Raw genomic sequence first — 15,959 nt, forward strand, 5'->3', positions numbered from 1 at the left:
GCCTAGGGATACCTTACAACTGGAAAATGGGATAGTCAAGAAAAAAATAACCAAATAAATCGTATAATACGACGAAAGGATTGTAACTATGGATCAAAGTGGATTTACGGATCTGATGTCTGCATTTTGGGTCAGTACCATGGAAAAACTAAACAATAATGTGAATCGAATGGAGGTGATAACAGATGTAATCAAAGATGTCTGCCGTTACTTTAACTTTGGATGCAGCTTTGTTTATACAGGAGACTTCAAAAAAGAAATCACCTTGTTTAGTTCCTATCGAGCTTATCTGAATTTCGAGCATTTAAAAACAACAATTTGTTTAAAGGAAGAGCTCTCAAAAGAAGAGTATCGTGAGTTTAACCGATCAAAACGAATTATGTATAACCGAAACAATGAAGTGACAAATTTAGCGGAAAAATTTTCAACACTTTTTAATGCCAAAAATTTGATTGCTGTTCCAATTCGTGGGAGTAACAATGAATTGATTGCTCTTATTGGTATGGCTGACCGAAGAGTAGAAAGCCGTGAAGGAGATCAAGATGCAACTTTTGCATACTACATATTAAAAGTATTAGGAAATTACTTAAAAGTACATTTGTCAGAGGAAGAAGCAAAAGGTACATTGAATGTGCTCAATAGTGTGATTAATAATACCGGTGTGGATGTTTATGTGGTAGACTATCATAGTAATGAAATTCTATATGCGAACCAATCAGCAATGAAGCAAATGGTTCACAAAGGGAATATAGTTGGTGAGTTGTGTTATAAAATTTTGTTTGATGATAAGAATGATGTGTGTGATTATTGTCCCAAAAAAGAAATTGTGACAAAGGATTTCAAGCCAGGGAAAACAAAGATTTGGGATATGGCTCAGTCAGATGGAACATGGAGAAGATATATGAGCACGACCTTTTATTGGATTGATGGACGACTTGCTCAATCCATTAGCAGTGTTGATATCACCGATCATGTTCGCAACAAAGAAAAGCTAGAGAGATACTCCAGGTATGACACTTTAACCAATCTAAAAAATCGACATATGCTTCTGTTAGACTGTGATGATGGACTGGAGCGTTTGAAGAAGGAAGGGCGGGAAGGATACATACTATTTTGTGATTTTAATAAATTTAAGATTATAAATGACGAATACGGCCATGACATAGGAGATCGATTATTAGAGGAAGTAGGACGCTATTTAGGCAGTAATGAAAAGACAAAAGATCGTACTTACCGCTATGGCGGAGATGAATTTGTCGTTCTATGTTTTGAAGAAACCGAAGAAGAAGCAATAAAGATTCGTGAAGAGATTATCAAGAAATTTGACGGTATGTGGAATATTGATGGAAAAAGCTTCTTTTGCAGTGTGAGTGTTGGAATAACATCTTATCCAAAAGATGCGAAAACAACTTCAGATTTGATTAATGTGGCTGATTTAGCAATGTATCAAGAGAAAAAGAGGAAGTATCAATGAAACTATTTAACAGTGATGAAATCTCAAATTTGTGGACAGAAATTATGGATTTGTTGGACGAAGAAGTGGGAAATGGTGCTAAAATCAAGGAAGTTCAAAAGAGATTGTGTGAGAACTTCGATTTTGAATTTAGCTTTATCTATCGTCAGAATCACGAAATGAATTTTATACAGGACAGAATTTATTATGTTGACTCTAGCGATAAAGGATTGCCCTATCTTGTCCCGGCATTTGGAGAACTGCAAGAATCCTATCTTTTGAGAGGGCGGTTGCTTTATATTCAAGAAGGACGTAAACACAGTGATGAGGAAAATGGATTTTTGGAAATTTTTGGGACCAATACTCTCGTGCTTTTCCCAATCATAGGTGACAATCAGCAAATGATAGGAATATTGGGAATGGGTGACAGAAGAAAAGAAAGAAGAACTGCTGAGTTAGATAAAAGCATGTTGTACTCTGTTTTTGTGCTGATTGCGAATTACTTTCGGCTGAAAGAAAATCTTACCAAAATAGAGAGTACGCAGCTTGCCCTACAAAGCATTGTGGATAATATGGGTGTGGATATATATGTGAATGATTTCTTTACCCACGAGATTCTTTTTGTAAACAAATCAATGGCAAAACCCTATGGTGGAGTGAAGGCAATTACAGGTGAAAAATGTTACCGCGCTCTTTATGATGATAAGGTTGAGGAGTGTGAATACTGTCCGCAAAAAAAATTGGTGGATGATAATGGAAAACCAACAAAGATTTATTCGTGGGATTATCGCAGACCTTTTGATGGAACTTGGTTTCGTGTGTTAAGTGCGGCATTTCGCTGGGTAGATCAGCGTGTTGCACATATTGTCAGTAGTATTGATATTACAGATAGTAAAAAAGTAGAAGAATCCCTAAGGCAAGTGGCGGATTATGATCAGCTGACTCAGATCCCCAATAAGAGGAAGCTGAATGCAGACTTAGAGAAATTAAAGAGTGAAAATGGGACTTCTTACTTTATTATGTTTTTGGATATTAACAAATTTAAATCCATAAATGATGAACATGGACATAGAGTCGGAGATATGGTATTAAGTATAACGGCAGATTTCATATCGAAGAATTTGGCAAAAGGGCAAACCTGTTATCGATTTGGAGGAGATGAATTTGTGATTCTCTGCAAAGGTTCTTCGAAACTGCAAGCGATTAAAACAGCAAAAACAATTGAAAAAAGAGGCAGGGAGCCTTTGGCAACAGGGGAGTTGTGTTTAGACTGTAGTTTTAGTATTGGGATTGCATCTCCGGAAGATAAGGAGGATACTCCTGAGGAAGTTCTTAAATGGGCGGATATGGCCATGTATAAATCAAAAGAAAAAAAAGACGGTGGAATCTCTTTGTATAATCAAGGAAATGTAACAAATATCGAGTGGTATTTTAACTTCCTGGCATAGGGGGGCTTGACAAAGAAAGAGGAACAAGTTATACTGATTGTAACTTGTTGAACAAGTTATTCTTGGTGTGATTACAGTAAATGGCAGGTCGGATTTTCGATTATACGAAAAATTGACCTGCCATTTGCTGTTTTGCCATTTTATTTAACATAATTAAGAAAGCGTAAGTGGAAATGATTAGAAGATGTACAAATAAAGACGTAGATAAGCTGATGAAATATCTTGAAGAGGAGGAGGCCTATAAGAGATTTCTCGTAGCAAATATGGAAGAAAATGGGTTGGATAGTTCGATGCAAAAGGTGTATATTGATGATGATACAGGAATTATTAAAGGTGTATATCTTTGTTATTATAAAAATCTAATGGTATATAGTAAAGACAACACAGTAAACCAAGAATTTCTAAAAGACCTTTTTGTAGAAACCCGTTTTGATTTGATTTGGGGAAAAACAAAAACAATGGTAAAGATTGGAGAAGAATACAAGGAATATACTCTTTTTACAGACAGTATTTATCCTCTCACGAAAACAAAGCTGCTAATGTCTGACTGCAAAAGTACTCGTAGAGCAATTTTTAGATTTATTGAAGAGCATAATGAATCAAAAGTATCTGAGGAAGAGGACTCATGGGCGGCACTTATTTATGAAAAGCGTGTGAACGAGAAGGCATCCTATCTCTCGATTTATAATTGGCTGCGGGAAGATATTGTATCAGGTCAGTATCAAACAGGCAGCCGGTTACCTTCGGAAAATATTCTGTCAGACAAATATAATGTCAGTAGAAATACAGTGCGTCAAGCCTTGACTGTATTGAATCAGGACGGATATATTGAAAAGAAGCAAGGAAAAGGAACTTACGTAGTATATAATCAAGAGACGAAAGAAAAAGGCAAATTTTATAATTACCTTTTTGAGGATGTTCTTGAGGAGATTACAGATGTAGAATCAAATCCAAAGATTATACGAGGGGACAAGCAATCCAGATTTATCCTAGGACTAAAGGAAGAGGAAAAGTTAATTGAGAGTCAGGTGGTATGCTGGAATTATGACAAGGCAATTGGAATGGCGTGTGTGCAGGTACCAGTATCCATATTAAGCATGTCTGGGGTGGATATAGAGAGTAAGGATGAAATCGATACCTTTATCACAAGAAATCTATATTATAGAATAAATGAGTCAGATTTTACGATTGAAGCGAGAAAACCTACAAAGGATAGTGCACATCTGTTAAATCCAGGAAAAGATTCTTGTGTTCTTTATATGGAGCAGGTGGCCTATGATAGTAATCAGCGTATTATTGGTCGAATTCGTTACTATTTTCTTTCCGATAAATACTGCATTCAATATAGGAGATAGTTATGATCATACTGGAAGAATTCAGGGATATGTTGGATTCCATTGAAGAAGAGATTCCAGAAGAGTTCTTTAGAGAGTTAAACGGGGGAATTCTTCTGATGGAAAATGAAAAGATTCACCCCAAAAGCAAGGGTGATGAACTCAAGATTATGGGAGAATACGTAAGAAGCCATACGATGGGGCGATTGATTTATATCTATTATGGCTCTTTTAAAGCAGTTTATAGAGATGCGTCTTATGAGGTGTTATACAAAGAGGTTAAACACACACTTTTACATGAATTAACCCATCACTTGGAGTCCCTGGCAGGATACCGTGATTTAGAAGTGGAAGATGAAATTGGAATACACAACTATCTTAAAAGCAAAGAGGAGATTCAATGAAAAAAGCAAAAAGAAAAGTAGTAGAGACCAATCTAATTCGGCGAAGAGACATTCAAAGAACGACGCCAGATACATCGGTGGGACTCTGCTATGAAGAAGTACAAGTTCGAAAAGAAAATGGTTGGGAGAATACCAGTGTAGAACCGCCTTCTCCCACAACAAAGGAGATTATAAAGAGTAATACCTTTACTTACTTTAATCTGATTTTTCTGGTATTGGCAATTCTTCTTATTTTGGTAGGCTCTTTTCGGAATTTAACCTTTTTGCCTATTATCATTACCAACACGCTCATAGGAATTATTCAGGAATTAAAAGCAAAGAAAACTCTTGATGAGTTATCAATGCTTAATGCACCAACGACAACAGTTATTCGGGAGGGAGAGCGTAAAAAAATCCCGTCAGAACAGCTGGTAATTGATGAAATAGTAGTATTTCAGGCAGGAAATCAAATTAGTGCAGATGGGAAAGTAGTAGAAGGCGAGGTACAGGTTAACGAATCTCTTTTAACTGGTGAAGCCGACGAAATTGTGAAAAAGCCAGGTGATAAACTACTTTCGGGAAGTTTTGTTACTTCAGGTGAGTGTAAGGGGATTTTGGAAAACGTAGGAAGAGATTCCTATATCTCGAAGCTTACCTTAGAAGCAAAGGCAATGCCTAAAGGAGAGCAATCTGAAATGATGCGTTCTCTAAATAAGCTATTAAAAATTGTTGGTATCTTGATTATTCCAATTGGACTGATACTATTGCTGCAAGGATTTTTTGTGAATCACGAAAGTGTGCGGGATAATGTGACTTCAATGGTAGCAGCACTAATTGGGATGATACCGGAAGGACTCTATTTGCTGACAAGTGTGGCACTGGCTGTCAGCTCCATTCGTTTGGCTTCAAAGAAGGTGTTGCTTCATGATATGAAAAGTATTGAGACACTGGCACGGGTCGATGTGTTGTGTGTGGACAAGACGGGAACAATTACTGAAAATGTTATGAAAGTACAGAAAGTAGTTGTGACGAAGAATTTTAAGGCGAAAACAATGGGAAACATTGTGGAAGTGATTGGTGATTTTGCCCTTGCCATGGGGGATGAAAATATTACGATGCATGCACTGAAGGAGAAATTCTCTAAAGGGACTGGAAAGACTCCGGTTTCCACGACTCCCTTTTCCTCTTCTGTAAAATATAGCGGAGCAACGTTTTCCGATGCGGCATACGTATTGGGAGCACCAGAGTTTACTCTTCGGGGAGATTATAAGGAGTATAAGGAAACCATTGAAAAGTATGCAGGAATGGGATATCGTGTTCTGGTTTTTGGAACCTATGAGGGGACTTTGGATGGAAAAGCATTAGTGGATAAAGTGATTCCATTGGCATTTATTTTATTGGCCAACCCAGTTCGAAAGGCAGCGCCGGAAACTTTCCGCTACTTTGAGGAACAGGGAGTTGAAATTAAGGTTATTTCGGGAGATAATCCTAAAACGGTATCTGAGGTAGCAAGGAAAGCATGTATTCGACATGCAGACAAGGTGGTAGATGCAAAAAATCTTCATACCTATGAGGAAATTGAAGATGCAATTCTGAAAAACACCGTGTTTGGTCATGTGACTCCAGCACAAAAGAGACAATTTGTTCAGGCGCTAAAGGCCAACGGAAGAACCGTTGCAATGACAGGAGATGGAGTGAATGATGTTTTGGCTCTTAAGGATGCCGATTGTAGTGTGGCAATGGCATCGGGAAGCGATGCAGCAGCTCAAGCATCTCAGCTTGTTTTGTTAGAGTCGGATTTTTCAAGGATGCCGGAAGTCGTATTAGAAGGTAGACGGGTGGTTAATAATATTCAAAGATCTGCCAGCTTGTTCCTGGTAAAGAATATTTTTTCGCTGCTGTTGGCGTTGTTTTCTATGGCATCCGCATTTACCTATCCCCTGGAACCTTCACAAATTTCTTTGATTAGTACCTTTACCATTGGATTGCCGGCATTTTTCCTGGCGCTTTTGCCAAACAAGGAGATTATAAAGGGACAGTTTTTACCAAATGTATTATTAAAGGCTTTGCCAGGAGGGCTCACAGACGTACTTATTGTTGCGGCGATGGTAGTGTTTGGAAAAACCTTTGGTGTAAGTCCATCGGACATTGGAACGGCCTCCACCATGCTTCTTTCCATTGTCGGGTTTATGATTCTGTTCTCCATCTGTAAGCCAATGAACAAGATACGTTTGGGAATATTTGCAGGATCTATTGTGGGATTGTTATTCAGCAGTTATTTTCTGCCGGATCTCTTTGCAATTACAGAGATGTCCAGAGAGTGTATCATGCTATTTGTGATATTCTCCATCGCAACGGAGCCAATGCTTCGGTATTTGACGCTGCTGATTTCGAAGATAAAAAGTATCTACAGACTTTCAGAGGAGAGAAGTAAAAAGAAAATACGAAGAAAATCAATATAAAGAACGGGCAGTTTACCTCTTCATTAAGGTGAACTGCCCATTTAAATTAGTCTATTGAAAAACGACAAGATGCGCCACAAGGGAGCACGAGATTCGTGTTGGTAACGGGCAGCCCGATTTCGTCCGCTGTTATGATGCCGTCGTATCTCTTGAGTTCCAGTGACAACATGTAAGTTAAAACGGATGGAGCGAGCCCGGTAGTATAAGAATTAATTAAAAAGAAAAGAGGATTTTTGCTTAGCAGTTTGGAGCATTGCTGAACAAGAGGATAAATCGCATCTTCAATTTTCCAAATTTCTCCTTTGGGTCCACGTCCGTAAGAAGGAGGATCCATAATAATTGCGTCATAAGTATTTCCTCTTCGGAGTTCTCGTTCAACGAACTTCATACAATCATCTACAAGCCAGCGAATGGGACGATCAGATAAACCAGAGGCAGCAGCGTTTTCCTTTGCCCAGTTTACCATGCCTTTGCTGGCATCCACATGAGTCACACTTGCACCGGCGCTGGCAGCAGCTAAGGTGGCACCACCAGTATAAGCGAAAAGGTTTAGTACCTTGATGGGACGATTGGCCTTTTTGATTTTAGCAGAAAACCAGTCCCAGTTTGTGGCTTGCTCAGGGAAAATCCCAGTGTGTTTAAAATTGAAAGGTTTCAGACAAAATGTCAGATCTCCATAATGAATATCCCATTGCTTGGGAAGATCTATAAATTCCCAGTTACCACCACCTTGCTTGCTGCGATGATAGTGAGCATTTTTTTGCTTCCAGCCACGGTGTTCCTTTTTAGTAGACCAGATGACCTGAGGGTCGGGTCGTACCAATAAATATTTTCCGAAACGTTCTAGTTTTTCGCCAGTGCTTGTATCAATTATCTCATAGTCTTTCCAATTTTTAGCTATCCACATATAATCATCCTCGTTCTTTGTAAATTTCATCTTAGTATATCACAAAGGAGGTTCAGACAAAAGAGATAGATAAAAACTATAAATAGGGAAAGATATACAAAAACCCTATTTGAAGTGCATTCATGAGGGAAATATAATAATAGTATAGGAACGAATGACAAGCATTAGTAAAGGAGTAATGATATGCTTATTGATATGCATATGCACGAAAGAACGTATTCCTCCGATAGTTTTCTGGAATTAAACAGAATGGTGGAGATTGGAAAGAAAAAAGGGTTAGACGGTATCTGTATTACAGATCATGATAGCATGGGACTGAAAGAGTATGCTAAAAAGTATAGTGAAAAGGTTGATTTTCCAATATTTGTGGGCATAGAATATTATTCTTTGGAAGGGGACATTTTAGCCTTTGGGATTGAGGAATACCCCAAGGAAAGGAAATCTGCTCAGGAGTTTATTGACTGTGTGAAAGAGCAGGGAGGTATTACCATTGCTGCGCACCCCTTTCGAAATAATAACAGGGGTTTGGAAGAGAATCTTTTAAGGGTAAGAGGTCTGGACGGGATTGAGGTGTTGAATGGGAGCACATCCATTGAAGCATGCCGCAAAGCAAGAAATTATGCAAGATACTTGGAGGTTCAAGCTACAGGTGCGAGTGATTGTCACGTAGAGGAAAAGATAGGGGTGTATGCTACTTATTTTCCCTATGACGTAAAGGATGTAAATGAGATGGTTGACGTTTTTAAAAAGGAGAAAGTAATGCCGGTATATTTTCGGGAAGAAAATTACCATTTACCTTTCTCACCAACAATGATAGAATGTGTCTATAAGTAGAAGGAGGACGAACATGATTGTAGTGGATGCACGTGGGGACGTATGTCCTGTACCGGTTATTAAGACAAAAAAAGCATTGGAAGAAGCAAGTGAAAGAGAACGAGTTGAGGTGCTGGTGGACAACGATATAGCATTTCAGAATGTGCAGAAATATGGAAATGAAGTTGGAAATATTTTAAGTGCAGAGAAAAAATCTGAGCAGGAATATCACATTGTAATTGAGGGAAAAGAGAAAGAGGATGAGCTAAAGAAGCAGGAAACAAACTGTATCTATGTGATTCGAAGTAACGCCATGGGTGTGGGAGATGAGGCATTGGGGAAAACGCTGTTAAAGGGCTTTTTTTATGCACTAACTCAGGTGGAAGGTTTACCAAAGAAAATCCTCTTCTACAACAGTGGAGCCTACTTGACAACCAGTGAATCAGAAAGCTTGGAAGATATTAAATATTTGGAATCTCAAGGCGTGGAGATATTAACATGTGGGACTTGTCTGGATTTTTATGGTTTAAAGGATAAGCTAGAGGTAGGAAATGTAACAAACATGTATGCTATTGTTGAGGCAATGAATCAGGCGGATAAAATTGTAACGCCTTAGTAAGGAGACTTTAAATTGGACGAGATTAAATTAACATCGTTAAGTAAAACTGCGGGCTGAGGTGCGAAATTTGGTCCGGAGACCCTTGCTCAAGTTTTGAGCAAGCTGCCAAAGTTTGAAAATCCAGATCTTCTGGTGGGAATTGAGACATCAGATGATGCTGCGATTTATAAAATAAATGATGAAATAGCAATGATTCAAACACTGGATTTCTTTACACCAATTGTGGATGATCCCTACATGTTTGGACAAATTGCTGCTGCAAATTCCTTAAGTGATGTATGGGCAATGGGTGGAGAACCAAAGGTTGCACTTAATATTGTGGCATTTCCAAGTTGCCTGGATCCGGAAATTTTAGGAGAAATTTTAAGAGGGGGCGCAGATAAGGTAAAAGAGGCTGGAGCGGTTTTAGTTGGCGGCCATACGATTCAGGATGATGAGCCAAAGTATGGTTTATCTGTATCTGGATTTGTGCATCCGAACAAGATTTACAAAAACTACGGATGCCAGGTGGGAGACGTTCTGATTCTGACGAAACAGATCGGAAGTGGAATTATTAATACTGCCATTAAAGCAGACATGGCATCGAAGGAAGCCATAGAGGAGACCCAAAGAGTAATGGCGTCACTGAATATGAAGGCAAAAAGAGTGATTGAAAAATATGAGGTACATGCTTGTACCGATATCACAGGTTTTGGTTTGATTGGCCATTGCCTTGAGATGGCAGAAGCATCGAAGGTGGGATTTGAATTGAATCCTGCTGAGATTCCTTTCATGAGGGAGGCGGCTCGCTATAGTAAAATGGGATTAATTCCAGCAGGTGCGTATAAAAACAAAGGCTATTCTATGGGCAAAGTGGAGTTTGATAAGTTAGAGGAGCATATAGTGGACTTATTGTGTGATCCTCAAACATCTGGCGGACTCTTGTTTAGCGTAAAACAAGAGGACAAAGATAAAATCTTAGAAGAGCTTAAAAATGCAGAACTTGAAACAACCTGTAAAATTATTGGTGAGGTCACAGAAAACAGAGGAAAAGTAATTACTTTTATTTAATGGAGACGGTATGAATAAGAATGAGTGGTTTAAAAGGATTCCGAAAGTGGATATTCTTTTGGAAACAGAAGAAATAGAAAATTTGATTGAAAGTTATGGAAGGACCAGTGTTCTGTCGGGCATTCGTGAAGAAATGGATATTCTGCGAAAACAGATTTCCCAGTGTGAGACAGAAGAGGATGCAATTCAAAGGATTGAAGAGCTGGTTGATAAAATACAGGAAGGGGTAGAAAAGAAACACACCCCCAATATGGAACTCGTTATCAATGGAACAGGTACAGTATTACATACAAACCTGGGACGGGCACCTATCTCGAAAAAGCATATGGAGCGTCTTGCGTTGATTGCTTCAGGTTATGGGAATCTGGAATATAATCTGAAGGAAGGAAGAAGAGGGGAAAGATACTCTCATTTCGAAGAGCTTTTATGTGAGATAACTGGAGCTGAGGCGGCAATGGCTGTAAATAATAACGCCTCCTCCGTATTATTAATTCTCAACACCTTGGCAAAAGGTGGTGAAGCAATTGTATCGAGAGGTGAACTGATTGAAATCGGAGGGAAATTTCGTATTCCAGATGTGATGGAAGCCAGTGGAGCTGTTATGGTAGAAGTGGGAACAACGAATAAGACCCATTTGGAAGATTATGAGAAAGCAATTACGGAAGAAACGAAAGCAATCCTAAAGGTTCACACCAGTAATTACCAAGTGGTTGGTTTTACAGAGTCAGTATCTATGGAGGAACTGAGTGCTATTTCAAATGAACGGGACATTCCTCTTGTTGAAGATTTGGGAAGTGGGGTTCTAATTGATTTAAGTAAATATGGCTTAACTTATGAACCAAGAGTGCAGGATTCCATTGAGAAGGGTGCAGATGTGGTTTGCTTCAGTGGAGATAAGCTTTTAGGAGGCCCTCAGGCTGGTATTATTATTGGGAAAAAGAAATACATTGATCAAATGAAAAAAAATCAGCTTACAAGGGCGCTTCGAATTGATAAGTTTACAGCAACAGCTTTAGAGCTTACACTCCTTGAATATTTGTCGGAGGAAAATGTGGTAAAAAATATTCCGGTTTTGGAAATGATAACAATGCCTTATGAGGTTGTGGAGAAAAAGGCAAAGAAATTGTTAAGGGAATTGAAAAAGCAAAATATGCCGGGGGATTATAAATTATGTGGATGTGAGTCTCAGATTGGTGGGGGATCTCTTCCTCTTGAGAGATTAAAAAGCGCAGGTGTCTCTATTGCTTCAGAAGGAATTTCGGCAGCAGAAATAGAAACCCGTTTAAGAAAGCTTCCAATTCCAATAATAGTACGCATTGTAAATGATGAGATTTTAATTGATGTAAGATGTATTGAAGAAAAGAATATGCAGATGATTGCAAAAATGTTAAAAGAAAATAGAGTTTTTGAATCAGTTAGTTAAGGGGAGAGAGCAATGAATCATATTATTGTAGGGACAGCCGGTCATATTGATCATGGAAAAACATCTTTAATAAAAGCGTTAACAGGTAACAACACAGATCGGTGGGAAGAAGAAAAGCGAAGAGGAATTACCATAGACTTAGGCTTTACATATTTTGATCTTCCGAGTGGAAACCGAGTGGGGATTATTGATGTACCGGGACACGAGAAGTTTGTCAATAATATGACTGCCGGAGTTGTAGGCATGGATGTCGTTCTCCTGGTAATTGCTGCAGATGAAGGGATTATGCCTCAGACCAGAGAACATATGGATATTCTACATCTGTTGGGAATTAAAAAGTGTATTGTTGTTTTAAACAAGTGCGACTTAGTCGATGAAGAGTGGTTGGAGTTGGTAACAGAAGAAACTCGTGAGGAACTTAGCGGAAGCTTTTTGGAAAATGCACCGATTATTCCTCTTTCTTCGAAAACAGGCCAAGGAATTGAAACTTTGATTCAAACCCTAGATGAAATGACTGTCGAAGAAGAGCAGGAAAAGGAAATGGGAACAATTCCGAGATTGCCAATTGACCGGGTTTTTAGTTTGTCTGGATTTGGTACAGTGGTTACTGGAACGTTGATTTCAGGCAAGATTAAAAAAGAAGATAAATTAGAGATGTATCCTCTGAACAAGGAATGCAAAATCCGAAGCATCCAAGTTCATGGTGAGGATGTACCGGTTTGTTACGCTGGACAACGTGTTGCAATTAATCTTTCGAATGTTAAAAAGAGCGAGTTAAAAAGAGGAAATGTGTTAGCCGTTCCAAACAGCATGAGAAATACAGACCTTTTAGATGTGAAAATGGAAATCTTGCCCTCATCACTCCGGATTTTAACCAATGGAATGCGTCTCCACCTATATACAGGAACCACAGAGGTGCTTTGCAGAGCAATTTTACTGGACAAAGAAAATATAGGACCGAAAGAAGAAGGGTATGTGCAGCTAAGATTGGATGAAGAAATTGCACTTCGAAAAGGAGACCCCTTTATTGTTCGTTTTTATTCTCCTATGGAGACAATAGGTGGTGGGGTGGTTTTAGACCCAAACCCAAAGATTAAAAAACGTTTTCGGGAAGAGGTAATTGAGGAGTTGCGTCAAAAGGAAAAAGGCTCTTCGAAGGACGTCACTCTTCTTAGAATCAAGGAACACAAAGCAGAGATGATTAATACGGTCACTCTTGCTAAGCTTTCTGCAAGAAGCCTGGAAGAAATTGAAAAAGATATAGAAGAGCTCCAAAGAGAAGATGAAATTGTAGTATTTGAAACAAGAAAAGAAAAGTATGTTTGGCCAAAAGAGGCCTATATTCATGCTTTAGAAAACCTGCAAAAATTGCTGAAAGAGTATGAGGAAAAACATCCTTATCGATTTGGATTTAGTAAGGCTCAGTCCTATACTTCTATGTTTAAGGGCTTAAAGCAAGCTGCTTTCGATCAGTTTATTGAGAAGGCTGTGGAAGACGGAGAAATGGAACGGAGAGGAGAATTTATACACACCGTTGGGTTTGCGCCGAAGAAAGATGATGTCTACGAGGGAGTACGAAAAAAAGTACTGTCTGATTTCAAAAAGGCAGGCTATGATTTTCTGCGCTATAAGGAATTAGAACTGCCTGTTTCAGATATAGAAAAAAGAGATGATATATTTAATCTATTACTAGAGGAAAAAGAAGTGGTAAAGGTTAGTGAAGATATGTACACTTTAAAGACGTTAATGGATCAAGGGACAGAAATGGTGAAAAAGGAGCTGGCAAAGAATCCTGTTATTACCATATCTCAGGTGCGGGATATGTTCCATACCTCCAGAAAAAGTGCAAAACCAATCCTGGAGTATATGGATAGTATCAAGGTAACGAAAAAGACCGGAGGGGAAAGCGAGAGGACAATCTATCATGAATCTTAAACAGCTAGAGGCGTTTATATGTGTGGCAGAATTAGGAGGATACTCCAAAGCAGCCAAGAAAATGTACCTGACACAGCCAACGGTCAGTGCCCATATTTTCGCGTTGGAAAAGGAACTCAATGTCAGACTGTTTATAAGGAACACCAAAGAAGTTTATTTGACAGACAACGGAAAAAGACTCTATAAATACGCCAAAGAAATGGTGGATATAGAGAAAGCGATTTACGAAGAGTTTCTGGAAAATGAAGAGGAGGAAAAAAACGAGCTTTGTATTGCGGCTTCGACAATTCCAGCCCAGTATTTGTTACCCCAAATTCTTAGGAACTACCGGGTAAAATATCCGGATGAGCATATTCGAATACAGGAAACAGATTCTTCTCAAGTGGTTTCTAAAATTGTAAACCATGAGGTGGATCTTGGGTTCACAGGAACGAAGCTGGAAACAAAACACTGTAAGTATATTCCTTTTTACAAGGACGAATTGGTAATTGTAACGCCTCGCAACGAAAAATATTTAGACATTCAACAGAAAGAAGAAAGGCTTATAGATTGGATAAAAAAAGAGCCCTTCATCTTGCGCGAAGAAGGTTCCGGCACTCGAAAAGAGGCAAATAAGCAGCTTAAGAACATAGGAATTATTATGGATGAGCTGGAAGTGGTGGCGGTTATCGAAAATCAAGAAACAATAAAAAAATCCGTTATATCTGGATCTGGGATTTCTATTTTGTCTAAGCTGGCAGTTAGAGAAGAGGAAAAAAGAAAGGAGCTTTTGGTTTTTCCAATTCCAAAGGCTGGATCTGGCAGGGATATAAATTTAGTTTACAATAAAAACTATCCGATTGTAAAAAATGTACAACGACTTATTAATATAGTAGAAGGAATGAGCTGGCTATAGATGAAAACTATAGCTGGCTTCTTTTATTGGATTATTCGATTGGCTTTATAATGTTCTAATGAGTATACTGAAAATGACAGGGGGAAACACATATGATCTATTTTGATAATGCAGCAACTACGCTTTATAAGCCACAAGAGGTTATGGATGCGGTTCTGACTTCCATGAAAAGTAGTGGAAATGCAGGACGGGGAGTGAACGAAGCATCTCTGAGTGCATCGAGAGTGATTTATCAGGCAAGAGAGGCTTTGTGTGATTTGTTTAATGGAGAAGATCCCAGACAGATTGTGTTTACAATGAATTCGACTCATAGCTTAAATATGGCTATGAAAGGATTGTTACGGACAGGAGATCACGTGATTACTACTGTTTTAGAACATAACAGTGTATTACGTCCCCTTTATGAATTGGAGCAAGAAGGAATTGAGCTGACGATTCTGCCATGTGATGCTTTGGGTCGAATTGAGTACGAGGAAATCCCAAAAGAAATTAAAAAGAACACGAAGGCAATTGTAACCACACATGGATCAAACTTGACTGGAAACCTGTTAGATATTCATAGAATAGGAGGAATTGCCCGCGAATATGGAATTACGTATATTGTAGATGCATCTCAGACAGCAGGAGTGTATCCGATTGATGTAAAGGCATCCAATATTGACATTCTTTGTTTTACGGGACATAAAGGGCTTTTAGGTCCTCAGGGAACAGGAGGAATGTATGTCAGAGGTGGACTTCGACTGAAGCCTTTATTGAGTGGAGGAACGGGAGTGCAGACATTCTCGAAAGAACAGCCGGCAGAAATGCCCACACATCTAGAGGCTGGAACATTAAATGGCCATGGGATTGCAGGGCTTTTGGCTGGAGTAGAATATATAAATAAAAAGGGGATGTCTCTCATTCGAGAAAAAGAAATGCTTCTTATGAAGAGGTTCTATGAAGGGATAAAGGAAATCGAAGGAATCACCTTTTATGGGGACTATGATACGGAAATCCGCTGTCCAATTGTCACGTTCAATTATAAGGATTATGATTCAGGAGAAGTGGCAGATGAATTGTTGGAACGGTATGGAGTTGTGCTTCGTGCCGGTGGCCATTGTGCCCCGCTTATGCATGAGTCTTTCGGAACGGTGGAACAAGGGGCATTGCGTTTTAGTTTTTCTCATATGAATGAAATAGAAGAAGTGGATAAAGTGATACAAGGACTGAAAGAAATGACAACTGAATGAGGAGGTAT

13 protein-coding genes are annotated in these 15,959 nt (G+C 38.8%); 12 read left to right on the top strand and 1 reads right to left on the bottom strand.

The genetic code is table 11. From position 1 onward, the window contains the following. The first annotated feature begins 88 nt into the window (after positions 1–88). The 5 genes from NHH15_RS10695 (at position 89) to NHH15_RS10715 (ending at position 7,080) form a co-directional block, all read left to right on the top strand. Entirely contained in the window at positions 89–1,474 is a 1,386-nt protein-coding gene (locus tag NHH15_RS10695) for a GGDEF domain-containing protein (RefSeq protein WP_262066665.1), read from the top strand. Next, positions 1,471–2,901: a sensor domain-containing diguanylate cyclase gene (locus NHH15_RS10700; protein WP_262066666.1), complete on the top strand. Its 1,431-nt coding sequence runs from the start codon at positions 1,471–1,473 to the stop codon at positions 2,899–2,901. The genes NHH15_RS10695 and NHH15_RS10700 overlap by 4 nt, the downstream gene beginning before the upstream one ends. 173 nt (positions 2,902–3,074) lie before the next feature. Next, on the top strand, positions 3,075–4,256 hold the full coding sequence (locus NHH15_RS10705; protein ID WP_262066667.1) for a GntR family transcriptional regulator: 1,182 nt from the start codon (positions 3,075–3,077) through the stop codon (positions 4,254–4,256). A gap of 2 nt (positions 4,257–4,258) precedes the next feature. Next, the gene (locus NHH15_RS10710; RefSeq protein ID WP_262066668.1) at positions 4,259–4,639 is read left to right on the top strand and encodes a metallopeptidase family protein; all 381 of its coding nucleotides are present in this window, start codon (positions 4,259–4,261) and stop codon (positions 4,637–4,639) included. After that, complete coding sequence (locus tag NHH15_RS10715) at positions 4,636–7,080, top strand: cation-translocating P-type ATPase (RefSeq protein WP_262066669.1); 2,445 nt, start codon at positions 4,636–4,638, stop codon at positions 7,078–7,080. The genes NHH15_RS10710 and NHH15_RS10715 overlap by 4 nt, the downstream gene beginning before the upstream one ends. Before the next feature lie 46 nt (positions 7,081–7,126). On the opposite strand, the gene NHH15_RS10720 is transcribed toward NHH15_RS10715, so the two are convergent. Beyond that, a complete protein-coding gene (locus NHH15_RS10720; protein WP_262066740.1) occupies positions 7,127–7,987 on the bottom strand; it encodes a class I SAM-dependent methyltransferase in 861 nt (286 codons plus the stop codon). A 183-nt stretch (positions 7,988–8,170) separates the two neighbouring features. Between NHH15_RS10720 and NHH15_RS10725 the strand changes: the two genes are divergently transcribed. From NHH15_RS10725 to NHH15_RS10755, 7 genes are all read left to right on the top strand, one after another. Beyond that, the gene (locus tag NHH15_RS10725) at positions 8,171–8,821 is read left to right on the top strand and encodes a PHP domain-containing protein (protein WP_262066670.1); all 651 of its coding nucleotides are present in this window, start codon (positions 8,171–8,173) and stop codon (positions 8,819–8,821) included. Positions 8,822–8,834: 13 nt separating this feature from the next. Continuing rightward, entirely contained in the window at positions 8,835–9,416 is a 582-nt protein-coding gene (gene yedF, locus NHH15_RS10730; RefSeq protein ID WP_262066671.1) for a sulfurtransferase-like selenium metabolism protein YedF, read from the top strand. A gap of 15 nt (positions 9,417–9,431) precedes the next feature. Further along, positions 9,432–10,469, top strand: a complete 1,038-nt coding sequence (gene selD, locus NHH15_RS10735) for a selenide, water dikinase SelD (protein WP_262066672.1) — start codon at positions 9,432–9,434, stop codon at positions 10,467–10,469. A 10-nt stretch (positions 10,470–10,479) separates the two neighbouring features. Beyond that, entirely contained in the window at positions 10,480–11,892 is a 1,413-nt protein-coding gene (gene selA, locus NHH15_RS10740; RefSeq protein ID WP_262066673.1) for an L-seryl-tRNA(Sec) selenium transferase, read from the top strand. Between the two features lie 12 nt (positions 11,893–11,904). Then, positions 11,905–13,827 (top strand): selenocysteine-specific translation elongation factor, encoded by a 1,923-nt coding sequence (gene selB, locus NHH15_RS10745; RefSeq protein WP_262066674.1) that lies wholly within the window; start codon positions 11,905–11,907, stop codon positions 13,825–13,827. Further along, a complete protein-coding gene (locus NHH15_RS10750) occupies positions 13,817–14,722 on the top strand; it encodes a selenium metabolism-associated LysR family transcriptional regulator (protein ID WP_262066675.1) in 906 nt (301 codons plus the stop codon). Before selB ends, NHH15_RS10750 begins: the two co-directional genes overlap by 11 nt. Before the next feature lie 92 nt (positions 14,723–14,814). After that, entirely contained in the window at positions 14,815–15,951 is a 1,137-nt protein-coding gene (locus tag NHH15_RS10755) for an aminotransferase class V-fold PLP-dependent enzyme (RefSeq protein WP_262066676.1), read from the top strand. Positions 15,952–15,959: the final 8 nt, after the last annotated feature.

It is taken from the genome of Aequitasia blattaphilus (assembly GCF_024721305.1).
In the GTDB taxonomy this organism is placed as follows: Bacteria; Bacillota; Clostridia; order Lachnospirales; family Lachnospiraceae; genus Aequitasia; species Aequitasia blattaphila.